5 protein-coding genes are annotated in these 11,708 nt (G+C 62.5%); 4 read left to right on the plus strand and 1 reads right to left on the minus strand.

Going from position 1 to position 11,708, the window contains the following annotated elements; genetic code table 11:
• Window positions 1–20: 20 nt before the first annotated feature.
• Window positions 21–2,960, minus strand: a complete 2,940-nt coding sequence (glnE, locus tag LXM55_RS18250) for a bifunctional [glutamate--ammonia ligase]-adenylyl-L-tyrosine phosphorylase/[glutamate--ammonia-ligase] adenylyltransferase (RefSeq protein WP_233321641.1) — start codon at window positions 2,958–2,960, stop codon at window positions 21–23.
• A gap of 383 nt (window positions 2,961–3,343) precedes the next feature.
• On the opposite strand from glnE, the gene aceE reads away from it, so the two are divergent.
• The 4 genes from aceE (at window position 3,344) to msrA (ending at window position 11,682) form a co-directional block, all read left to right on the plus strand.
• Window positions 3,344–5,989, plus strand: coding sequence for a pyruvate dehydrogenase (acetyl-transferring), homodimeric type (aceE, locus tag LXM55_RS18255; protein ID WP_233321642.1), 2,646 nt, complete (start codon window positions 3,344–3,346; stop codon window positions 5,987–5,989).
• A gap of 11 nt (window positions 5,990–6,000) precedes the next feature.
• Window positions 6,001–7,953 carry a dihydrolipoyllysine-residue acetyltransferase gene (gene aceF / locus LXM55_RS18260; protein WP_233321643.1) on the plus strand — a complete coding sequence of 651 codons (1,953 nt, stop codon included), beginning with the start codon at window positions 6,001–6,003 and terminating at the stop codon, window positions 7,951–7,953.
• A gap of 311 nt (window positions 7,954–8,264) precedes the next feature.
• On the plus strand, window positions 8,265–10,958 hold the full coding sequence (locus tag LXM55_RS18265) for a putative bifunctional diguanylate cyclase/phosphodiesterase (RefSeq protein ID WP_233321645.1): 2,694 nt from the start codon (window positions 8,265–8,267) through the stop codon (window positions 10,956–10,958).
• Window positions 10,959–11,031: 73 nt separating this feature from the next.
• Window positions 11,032–11,682: a peptide-methionine (S)-S-oxide reductase MsrA gene (gene msrA, locus LXM55_RS18270; RefSeq protein WP_060837213.1), complete on the plus strand. Its 651-nt coding sequence runs from the start codon at window positions 11,032–11,034 to the stop codon at window positions 11,680–11,682.
• The last annotated feature ends 26 nt before the right edge of the window (window positions 11,683–11,708 follow it).

Here is an 11,708-nt window from a genome sequence, read left to right on the forward strand (position 1 = left end):
GGTTGGCCTTCTCAGGCCGCTTAGCTTAGCCCCAGCTCGCGCCAAATTCGCAACACTTCCCGTCGTTCGGTCACGAATTGATCACCCGTAATGATTCCAGCCTCATTCTGCAACGCCTGTCGGTGAGCCGCGGAACGGTAGGCTTTGTAGACCTCGCGCAGCAGGCTGGCATCGCTCGCCGGCATCAGCCCGACTTGCTCCAGACCTTCCAGAATGCGGATGTTATCGGTGTAGCGCAGCAATGACGGGTGCTCTTCGGACCACGCCAGGGCCGCGTATTGCACCATAAATTCGATATCGACGATACCTCCGGCGTCCTGCTTGAGGTCGAACGGCGCCGTGGCTTCGAAGGCATTGGCCGCGGTTCCGGCGGCGGTCAGGCGGCTGCCCAGGTTGTCGCGCATCTTGGCCCGCATCTCGCTGACTTCCTGACGCAGCTTGGGCAGGTCGCGCTTCTTGCCCAGTACCACGGCCCGGACCTGTTCAAAGGCCTGGCCGACATCCTGGCTGCCCACCAGCACCCGCGCGCGCACCAGCGCCTGATGCTCCCAGGTCCAAGCCTCGTTCTCCTGATAGCGGGCAAAGGCGCCCAGGGAACTCACCAGCAGACCAGAAGCACCGGACGGCCGCAGGCGCATATCCACTTCATACAGCTGGCCGGAGTTGGTCTGGGTGGTCAGCAGGTGGATGATGCGCTGCCCCAGCCGGGTGAAGAACTGCGCACCGTCGATAGGTTTCGGACCGTCGGTTTCCGCCTGAGGGTCGCCATCATGGATGAACACCAGGTCCAGGTCGGAGCCGTGCCCCAGCTCGATGCCGCCAACCTTGCCGTAGCCGACGATGATGAATCCCGGATCGCACAAGGTGCCGTCGCTGCGCTGTGGTGCACCGTACTTGGCCACGGTCTGGCGCCAGGCCAGGGCCAGCACCTGTTCCAGAATCGCCTCGGCAAGCCAGGTCAGGTAATCACTGACCTTCATTAAAGGCAGGCTGCCGGCGATCTCCGAGGCGGCCACCCGCAAACGGTGAGCCAGCTTGAAGTGGCGCAAGGCCTCCATCTGCTGTTCCAGGTCGTCCTCGGGAATCCGCGTCAGGCGCTCGCGCAGCTCGGCCGCCAGCTCCGGTGCCAACGGCGGCTTGAACAGGCGCCCTTCGTTGAGCAGCTCATCCAGCAGCAGCGGGAAACGGGTGATCTGCTCGGCAATCCATGGGCTGGCCGCGCACAAGGTCAACAAGCGGCGCAAGGCACCGGGGTTTTCGGTGAGCAGCACCAGGTAGGCCGAGCGCCGCGCCACGGCTTCCACCAGCGGCAGCACCCGTTCCAGCACCAGGTCCGGATTGGCGTGTTCCACCGCCTGTGCCAGCAGCCGGGGAATAAAAGCATCCAGGCGCTCGCGTCCCAGGCGTTGCATGGCGCGCAATTGCGGGCTGCCACGCAAACCGGCCAGGGCGCGCAGGGCCTTGGGCGCATCGACGAAGCCGCCTTCCTGCAACTGGCGGCAGGCGGCCTCTTCGTCCTGGGCCTCTTCCCACAGCGGCAGCCATTCGCCGCCCACTACCACCTCGCTTTCGGCCCCCTCGTCCTCATCGGGGTCGGCGATGACCTGACGGAAGTGCCACTCCACCCGTCCGCGCCAGTACATCAACTGTTGGTGGAAGGCCTCCCAGTCGGCAAAGCCGAGCATGAAGGCAATCCGCGCCTGGTCCTGGGGATTGTCCGGCAGCATCTGTGTCTGGCGATCGGCAATGGCCTGGATCGCGTGCTCGGTATAACGCAGGAACTCGTAACCCTCGCGCAGCTCATCGATCACCGCGGCCGGCAAGTAGCCCTGCCCTTCCAGGGTACTCAGCACCTTTAATAGAGGACGCTGCTGCAGACTCAGGTCGCGCCCACCGTGAATCAACTGGAAAGCCTGGGCGATGAACTCGACCTCGCGGATGCCCCCCGAGCCCAGCTTGATGTTGTCGGCCATGCCCTTGCGCCGGACTTCCTGCTGGATCAGCTGCTTCATGGTGCGCAGCGCCTCGATGGCGGAAAAGTCCAGGTAACGGCGATAGACGAACGGCCGCAGCATATCCAGCAACTGCGCGCCGGCAGCCTGATCGCCAGCCACCACTCGGGCTTTGATCATGGCGTAGCGCTCCCAGTCGCGACCCTGATCCTGGTAGTACTGCTCCAGCGCATTGAAGCTCAGCACCAGAGCCCCGGCGGAGCCGTAAGGCCGCAGGCGCATGTCGACCCGGAACACAAAACCGTCGACGGTCATCGGGTCCAGGGCCTTGATCAGGCGCTGGCCCAGGCGAATGAAGAACTCCTGGTTATCCAGGGGACGCTTGACCCCGACCGTTTCACCGCCTTCGGGGTAGGCGAAGATCAGGTCGATGTCCGACGACAGGTTGAGCTCCACCGCCCCCAGCTTGCCCATGCCGAGAATCACCATCTGCTGCGGCTCGCCGCTGCGCCCGCCGGTGGGCACACCGAACTGCTGGGTATGACGCAGATACAGCCATTGATACGCCTGGTCGATGCAGGCGTCGGCCAGGTCGGAAAGGTCGCGGCAGGTCTGCACCAGATCCGCCTGGCGGGTCAGATCGCGCCAGATGATCCGCACCTGCTGTCGGGTGCGCTGGCGTCGCAGCACGCGCCCCAACTGCTCATCGGTTTCGGCCGCCTGCACGGCGGCGGCGATTTGCGCGCACAACTCCCCAGGGGCGAAGCCGCGATCCAGCTCACCGCTGCGCACCAGCTCCAGCAACATCAAAGGGTCACGCAGGCTCTGTTCAATGACAAAGTCGCTGGCCGCACTGACCCGGGCGAATTCGGCCCAGCGCTCGGCGCTCCAATCGGCCAACCCGGGGTCGCCTTCCAGGGCCACGACAGCGCCGCGCAACGACTGCTCTGCGCGGCTGACCAATGGCAAGAGAATCGCGGGGACTGGGGCAAGCGCGGGCAGACTCATGGGCTATCCTTGATCGGCGTGGAAAATGCGGGCGGGGATGGATGTCGAGGGCAAGCGGTCTGATGAACTGTCGAACAAAAGTTAGAAATAGCTGAAAATAGGTTTTTTTTAGCAGGCAGCATCAATTTATTACCTATTCCCGTTAGCCTTCGACCAACAGTAACGATTATTCTCACAACGCAGCAGGAGGCCACAAGCCGCTCTTCTGTAGTTTTACTACTCGTATATACATTCGAAAGGCTGAAATGGCCGACGATTTGTAGTAAAACTACACGCCGCCGGATCAACCTCCGGCAATCCAAGAATTTATAATCGTCTGCCCACAAGGCCAGTCGCAAACTCAGGCAACCGATTCTGGAAGCCTTTCCGCCCTGGAGCAAGCCATGCAAGACCTCGATCCCGTCGAAACCCAGGAATGGCTGGACGCCCTGGAATCGGTTCTCGACAAAGAAGGCGAAGACCGTGCTCACTATCTGATGACCCGTATGGGCGAACTCGCGACCCGCAGCGGCTCGCAACTGCCTTACGCCATCACCACGCCGTACCGCAACACGATTCCCGTCACCCACGAAGCACGCATGCCTGGCGACCTGTTCATGGAACGCCGCATTCGCTCGCTGGTACGTTGGAACGCGTTGGCCATGGTCATGCGTACGAACCTGAAAGATTCTGACCTGGGCGGTCACATCTCCAGCTTCGCCTCCAGCGCCACTTTGTATGACATCGGCTTCAACTACTTCTTCCAGGCCCCGACCGACGAACACGGCGGCGACCTGATCTACTTCCAGGGTCACGCATCGCCAGGCGTCTACGCCCGTGCGTTCATGGAAGGCCGCATCACCGAAGACCAGATGAACAATTTCCGCCAGGAAGTCGATGGCAATGGTCTGTCCTCCTATCCGCACCCGTGGCTGATGCCAGACTTCTGGCAGTTCCCGACCGTTTCCATGGGCCTGGGCCCGATCCAGGCGATCTACCAGGCGCGTTTCATGAAGTACCTGGAAGCACGCGGCTTCATCCCGGCCGGCAAGCAGAAAGTCTGGTGCTTCATGGGCGACGGCGAGTGCGACGAGCCGGAATCCCTGGGCGCGATCTCCCTGGCCGGCCGCGAGAAGCTGGACAACCTGATCTTCGTCATCAACTGCAACCTGCAGCGCCTCGACGGCCCGGTTCGCGGCAACGGCAAGATCATCCAGGAACTCGAAGGCGTGTTCCGCGGTGCCCAGTGGAACGTCAACAAGGTGGTCTGGGGCCGTTTCTGGGACCCACTGCTGGCCAAGGACGTCGACGGCATCCTGCAACGCCGCATGGACGAAGTCATCGACGGCGAGTACCAGAACTACAAGGCCAAGGACGGTGCATTCGTCCGCGAGCACTTCTTCAACACCCCTGAACTCAAGGCGATGGTTGCCGATCTGTCCGACGACGAGATCTGGAAGCTCAACCGTGGCGGCCACGACCCGTACAAGGTCTATGCGGCCTACCACGAAGCGGTCAACCACAAAGAGCAGCCGACCGTCATCCTGGCCAAGACCATCAAGGGTTATGGCACCGGCGCCGGCGAAGCGAAGAACACCGCGCACAACACCAAGAAAGTCGACGTTGAAAGCCTGCGGCTGTTCCGCGACCGCTTCGACATTCCGGTGAAAGACGACGACATCGAAAACCTGCCGTTCTTCAAGCCTGAAGAAGGCAGCGCCGAAGCCCGCTACCTGAGCGAGCGTCGTGCTGCACTGGGCGGTTTCGTGCCTCAGCGTCGCGCCAAGAGCTTCAGCATCCCGACTCCGCCACTGGATACCCTCAAGGCCATCCTCGACGGTTCCGGCGACCGCGAAATCTCCACCACCATGGCCTTCGTGCGGATCCTCGCGCAGCTGGTCAAGGACAAGGAAATCGGCCAGCGCATCGTCCCGATCATCCCGGACGAAGCCCGTACCTTCGGTATGGAAGGCATGTTCCGCCAGTTGGGCATCTACTCCTCCGTCGGCCAGCTCTACGAGCCCGTCGATAAAGACCAGGTGATGTTCTACCGCGAAGACAAGAAGGGCCAGATCCTCGAAGAAGGCATCAACGAAGCAGGCGCCATGAGCTCCTTCATCGCGGCCGGTACTTCGTACTCCAGCCACAACCAGCCAATGCTGCCGTTCTACATCTTCTATTCGATGTTCGGCTTCCAGCGTATCGGCGACCTGGCCTGGGCTGCCGGCGACAGCCGTACCCGTGGCTTCCTGATCGGCGGTACTGCCGGCCGTACCACTCTCAACGGTGAAGGCCTGCAGCACGAAGACGGCCACAGCCACATGCTGGCCGGGACCATCCCGAACTGCCGCACCTTTGATCCAACCTACGGCTACGAGCTGGCGGTGATCATCCAGGACGGCATGAAGAAGATGACCGAAGAGCAACAGGACGTCTTCTACTACATCACCGTGATGAACGAGTCCTACCAGCAGCCAGCCATGCCGGCCGGGGTCGAGGAAGGCATCATCAAGGGCATGTACCTGCTGGAAGAAGACACCCGCGAAGCCGCGCACCACGTGCAGCTGATGGGCTCCGGCACCATCCTGCGTGAAGTCCGCGAAGCCGCGAAGATCCTGCGTGACGAGTTCAACGTCGCTGCTGACGTGTGGAGCGTGACCAGCTTCAACGAACTGCGTCGCGACGGCCTGGCCGTAGAGCGCAGCAACCGTCTGCACCCTGGCCAGAAGCCAAAGCTGAGCTACGTCGAAGAGTGCCTGAGCGGCCGTAAGGGTCCGGTCATCGCCTCCACCGACTACATGAAGCTGTTCGCCGAGCAGATCCGCCAGTGGGTCCCATCCAAGGAATTCAAAGTCCTGGGCACCGACGGTTTCGGCCGCAGCGACAGCCGCAAGAAACTGCGTCACTTCTTCGAAGTAGACCGTCACTTCGTGGTGTTGGCAGCCCTGGAAGCCTTGGCTGACCGTGGTGACATCGAACCTAAGGTCGTGGCTGAAGCCATCACCAAGTTCGGTATCAACCCGGAAAAACGCAACCCACTGGACTGCTGAGGAGACTTTCTGTGAGCGAACTCATTCGCGTACCTGACATCGGCAGCGGTGAAGGTGAAGTAATCGAACTGATGGTCAAGGTCGGCGATCGCATCGAAGCCGACCAGAGCATCCTGACCCTCGAGTCGGACAAGGCCAGCATGGAAATCCCTGCACCGAAGTCCGGCGTGGTCAAAAGCCTGAAGGTGAAGCTGGGCGACCGCCTGAAAGAAGGCGACGAACTGCTGGAACTGGAAGTCGAGGGCGCCGCCGCTGCGGCCCCTGCCCCTGCCGCCGCTGCGCCAGCACCTGCACAACCAGCCGCAGCACCTGCTGCTGCCGCTCCGGCTGCCGCACCTGCCAGCGCCTCGGTGCAACAGGTGCACGTGCCGGACATCGGCTCGTCGGGCAAGGCCCAGATCATCGAGATCCAGGTCAAGGTCGGCGATACCGTCGAGGCTGATCAGTCGCTGATCACCCTCGAATCCGACAAGGCCAGCATGGAAATCCCCTCGCCGGCTGCCGGCGTGGTCGAAAGCATCAGCGTCAAGCTCAACGATGAAGTCGGCACTGGCGACCTGATCCTGGCCCTGAAAGTGGCCGGCGCCTCGGCTCCTGCCGCTGCCGCCCCGGCCCAGACCGCCGCTCCGGCCACCGCTGCGCCTGCGCCAGCCGCTGCGCCAGCTGCGCCAGCTGCGCCAGCTGCGCCAGTGGCCGACAGCGTCCAGGACATCCACGTTCCGGACATCGGCTCGGCCGGCAAGGCCAAGATCATCGAAGTGCTGGTCAAGGCCGGCGACAGCGTCGTCGCCGACCAGTCGCTGATCACCCTCGAGTCCGACAAGGCGAGCATGGAAATTCCATCGCCTGCCGCCGGTATCGTGGAAAGCGTGTCGATCAAGCTGGACGACGAAGTCGGTACCGGCGACCTGATCCTCAAGCTCAAGGTCAAGGGCGCAGCCCCGGCAGCCGCTCCGGCACCTGCCGCCGCACCTGCTCCAGCCAAGGCTGAAGCGGCTCCTGCCGCCGCCGCGCCTGCAGCTCCAGTTGCCGCGCCAGCCAAGCCAGGCGCGAAAGTTCACGCCGGCCCGGCTGTACGCCAACTGGCCCGCGAATTTGGCGTCGAGCTGAACGCCGTGAGCGCCAGCGGCCCACACGGTCGCATCCTCAAGGAAGACGTGCAGGTCTACGTCAAGGCGATGATGCAGAAGGCCAAGGAAGCACCGGCTGCCGGCGCAACCGGTGGCGCGGGCATCCCGCCGATCCCGGTCGTGGACTTCAGCCGCTTCGGTGAAATCGAAGAAGTGCCGATGACCCGCCTGATGCAGGCCGGCGCCGCCAACCTGCACCGCAGCTGGCTGAACGTGCCACACGTGACGCAGTTCGATTCGGCGGACATCACCGAACTGGAAGCCTTCCGCGTTGCCCAGAAGGCCGTGGCCGAGAAGGCCGGCGTCAAGCTGACCATCCTGCCGCTGCTGCTCAAGTCCTGCGCCCACCTGCTCAAGGAACTGCCGGATTTCAACAGCTCCCTGGCGCCAAGTGGCAAAGCGATCATCCGCAAGAAGTACGTGAACATCGGCTTCGCCGTGGACACCCCGGATGGCCTGCTGGTGCCGGTGATCAAGAACGTCGACCAGAAGAGCCTGCTGCAACTGGCAGCCGAGGCCGCTTCCCTGGCAGAAAAAGCCCGGACCAAGAAGCTTTCCGCGGACGAGATGCAAGGCGCCTGCTTCACCATCTCCAGCCTCGGGCACATTGGCGGCACCGGCTTCACGCCGATCGTCAACGCGCCGGAAGTGGCAATCCTCGGTGTGTCCAAGGCCACCATCCAGCCCGTCTGGGACGGCAAGGCCTTCCAGCCGAAACTGATGCTGCCGCTGTCCCTGTCCTACGATCACCGTGTGATCAACGGCGCGGCCGCCGCACGCTTCACCAAGCGTCTGAGCGACCTGCTGGCGGACATCCGCACCATTCTGCTGTAACTCGCGGACCGGCCTTCCCATCATGGGTGGGCCGGTAGCGCACGCTTTCCGAGCGCCACGCTCGTACCTCAACCCCGTCAATTTGGCGGGGCTTTTTTTGCCAGAAAAACGTCGCCAATAGCCCGTCATTGTCCGAGCCAACACTGCAAAAAAGTTACTTTGCAGAAATCCTTCTGCCTGCCGATACAGGTTTATAGCACTTAGCCTTCATCTTACTTGTCAGTCGATGCAGCATGATGCAACCTTGCCGCAGGCAACAGTAAAGAGGGCGTGAGCCCGGCGCGATCAGCAATTTCGAAGCGAGTTTCCCCATGAAAAGCCAACCCGATGCCGCCAGCCGTATGGCGGCCGAGGTAGTGACGCAGTTGCCCGTGCCCTCGCGGCTCGGCATGTTGCGTTTCGAACGGCTGAATGAAGCGAGCTGGGCGCTGCTGTTTCTCGACCCCAATTGCGAACGTCAGTTCGGCCTGCCTGCCGTCGAACTCTGCGCCCTGGTGGGCTCGCCCTACGCCAGCCTGATGGAGCCCGAAGCGCGCTATCAGCTGCACGACACCATCCAGCAGCAACTGAGCAACAGCCCCCATTACCTGATCCGCTACACCCTGCACACTGGGCAAGGCCCATTGAGCATCCTGGAGCTGGGCGAAGCCTACAAACAGCACAACCGACACCTGCTGCGCGGCTACCTGCTGGTGGTCGAAGGGCTGTTCAGTGACGCGTCGCCCATGCCGGTCCTGGACCTGGAAACCCAGAACACCCGCCTGCAGATTGCCCTGGAACTCAACCAGCGGGCCCAGCAGGAACAACTGCAGCACCTGGAACGGGTACGTGCGCAGCAGGACCTGATTCTGCTCCTGACCCGCCAGCGCTACAGCAGCGGCAACTCCCTGAAGGAAGCTGCCGAGCTGATTACCCGCAGCGCCTGCGACATCTACCAGATCGACTGCGCGAGTATCTGGAACCTCGAAGACCAGCGCCTGGTACCTATTGCCGCCTATCACCGCGGCCCCCAGGAATACCGGATGCCGGAGCCGATCGACGCCAGCAGCTTCCCCGACTACCTGGAAGCCCTGCACAGCTGCCGCGCCATTGATGCACAGAACGCCATGCGCGACCCGCGCACCCGGGAGATGGCCGAAAGCCTGCGCCCACGGGACGTGAACGCCATGCTCGACGCCAGCATCCGCATCGACGGCCAGGTGGTCGGCGTGCTGTGCCTGGAGCAGACCGGCATGACCCGCTCCTGGCAGTCCGACGAAATCGCCTTTGCCGGTGAGCTGGCGGACCAGTTCGCCCAGGTCATCAACAACCACAACCGACGCGCCGCCACCAGCGCCCTGCACCTGTTCCAGCGGGCCGTGGAACAAAGCGCCAACGCCTTCCTGCTGGTCAACTGCGACGGCGTGGTGGAGTACGTCAACCCGAGCTTCACCGCGATCACCCAATACAGCACCGAAGAGGTTCACGGCCACCGCCTGTCCGAACTGCCAGCCCTGGAAAACCTCAGCGAGCTGCTGTTCGATGCCCCTTCCAGCCTGGCCAAGAGCAACAGCTGGCAAGGCGAGTTCAAGAGCCGACGCAAGAACCTCGAGCCCTACTGGGGCCAGCTGTCGATTTCCAAGGTGTACGGCGACAATCGCGAGCTGACCCACTACATCGGGATCTACGAAGACATCACCCAGACCAAGCTCGCCCAACAACGCATCGAGCGCCTGGCCTACACCGACAACCTGACCAACCTCGGCAACCGCCCTGCGTTTATCCGCAACCTCGACGAGCGTTTCGCCCGAGACAGCGATACCCCGATCAGCCTGCTGCTGGTGGACATCGACAATTTCAAGCGGATCAACGACAGCCTTGGCCACCAGACCGGCGACAAACTGCTGATCAGCCTGGCCCGGCGCCTGCGCAACAGCCTGAGCCCCAGTGGCAGCCTGGCCCGTTTCGCCAGCAACGAATTCGCCGTACTGCTGGACAACACCGACCTGGAAGCCGGGCAACAGATCGCCAGCCAGTTGCTGATGACCCTGGACAAGCCGATGTTCGTCGACAACCAGCTGATCAGCGTTACCGGCTCGGTGGGCCTGGCCAGCGCGCCACTGCACGGCCGCGACCCGCAGACCCTGATGCGCAACGCCGGCCTGGCCCTGCACAAGGCCAAGGCCAACGGCAAGCACCAGGTCCAGGTGTTCACCGAGGCCCTCAACGCCGAAGCCAGCTACAAACTGTTCGTCGAAAACAACCTGCGCCGCGCCCTGACCCAGAACGAGCTGGACGTGTTCTATCAGCCCAAGCTGTGCCTGCGCAGCGGTCGCTTGCTGGGCATGGAAGCACTGCTGCGCTGGAACCACCCGGAAAAGGGCATGATCCGCCCGGACCAGTTCATCAGCGTGGCGGAAGAAACCGGCCTGATCATCCCCATTGGCAAGTGGATCGCCCGCCAGGCCTGCCGCATGAGCAAGCAACTGACCGCCGCCGGCATGGGCAACCTGCACGTGGCCATCAACCTGTCGCCCAAGCAGTTCTCCGACCCGGACCTGGTAGCCTCCATCGCCAGCATCCTCAAGGAAGAACAGCTGCCCTCTTCACTGCTGGAACTTGAGTTGACAGAGGGCTTGCTGCTGGAAGCCACCGACGACACCCACCAGCAGCTGGAGCAACTGAAGAAACTCGGCCTGACCCTGGCCATGGACGACTTCGGCACCGGCTACTCGTCCCTGAGTTACCTGAAGAAATTCCCCATCGACATCATCAAGATCGATCGCAGCTTCATCCACGAGATCCCCGATAACCAGGACGACATGGAAATCACCTCCGCAGTGATCGCCATGGCCCACAACCTGAAGATCAAGGTGGTCGCCGAAGGCATCGAAACCGCCGAACAGCTGGCCTTCCTGCGCCGCCACCGCTGCGACGTCGGCCAGGGCTACCTGTTCGACCGGCCGATTCCCGGCTCCGAGCTGATTGCCAAGCTCAAGCGCTATCCCCGCGGCCCAATTGCCTGACAGCGCTGTAACACTCGGGCAAACTGCGTGTCTGATTAATTACTCAATCCCACCCTGACTGAGAGGACTGATCATGGTTCTGCGCTCGGAAATTCTGGTGAAAAAAAACGTGCTACCGACCAAAGAACAAGCTCTGCCTGGCCGCGAAACCCCGATGACACTGCCTGAAAAGCACTTTGTCTTCGAAGACACCCCGCTGCTGGGTCCGTTCTTCCAGGACGTCGACTTCGCGATCTTCGGCCTGGGCTGTTTCTGGGGCGCCGAACGTCGCTTCTGGCAGCGCGAGGGCGTGGTCAGCACCGTGGTCGGTTACGCCGGCGGCTTCACGCCGAACCCGACATATGAAGAGGTCTGCTCGGGCTTAACCGGCCACACCGAAGTGGTACTGGTGGTGTATGACAAGGCCAAGGTCAGCTACAAAGAACTGCTGGCGATGTTCTGGGAACTGCACAACCCGACCCAGGGCATGCGCCAGGGCAATGACATCGGCACCCAGTACCGCTCGGTGATCTACACCACCAACCCGGCCCAGCTGGAGCAGGCGCTGCACAGCAGGGACGTGTTCCAGGCGGAGCTGACCAAGGCCGGCCTGGGCACCATCACCACGGAAATCGAAGAAGCGCCGACCGTGTACTTCGCCGAGGCTTACCACCAGCAGTACCTGGCGAAGAACCCGGAAGGCTATTGCGGGATCGGCGGCACCGGAGTGACTTGCCCCATTTGAAGCAGCTGCGAGCTGCAAGCCTCAAG

Origin of the sequence: Pseudomonas sp. Au-Pse12 (genome assembly GCF_021341665.1) — a bacterium.
GTDB lineage: Bacteria > Pseudomonadota > Gammaproteobacteria > Pseudomonadales > Pseudomonadaceae > Aquipseudomonas.

Excerpts from the sequence above, each read along its gene's own strand:
- aceE (WP_233321642.1), top strand. The coding sequence starts at position 3,344 with ATGCAAGACCTCGATCCCGTCGAAACCCAGGAATGGCTGGACGCCCTG.
- LXM55_RS18265 (WP_233321645.1), top strand. The coding sequence starts at position 8,265 with ATGAAAAGCCAACCCGATGCCGCCAGCCGTATGGCGGCCGAGGTAGTG.
- glnE (WP_233321641.1), bottom strand. The coding sequence starts at position 2,960 with ATGAGTCTGCCCGCGCTTGCCCCAGTCCCCGCGATTCTCTTGCCATTG.
- msrA (WP_060837213.1), top strand. The coding sequence starts at position 11,032 with ATGGTTCTGCGCTCGGAAATTCTGGTGAAAAAAAACGTGCTACCGACC.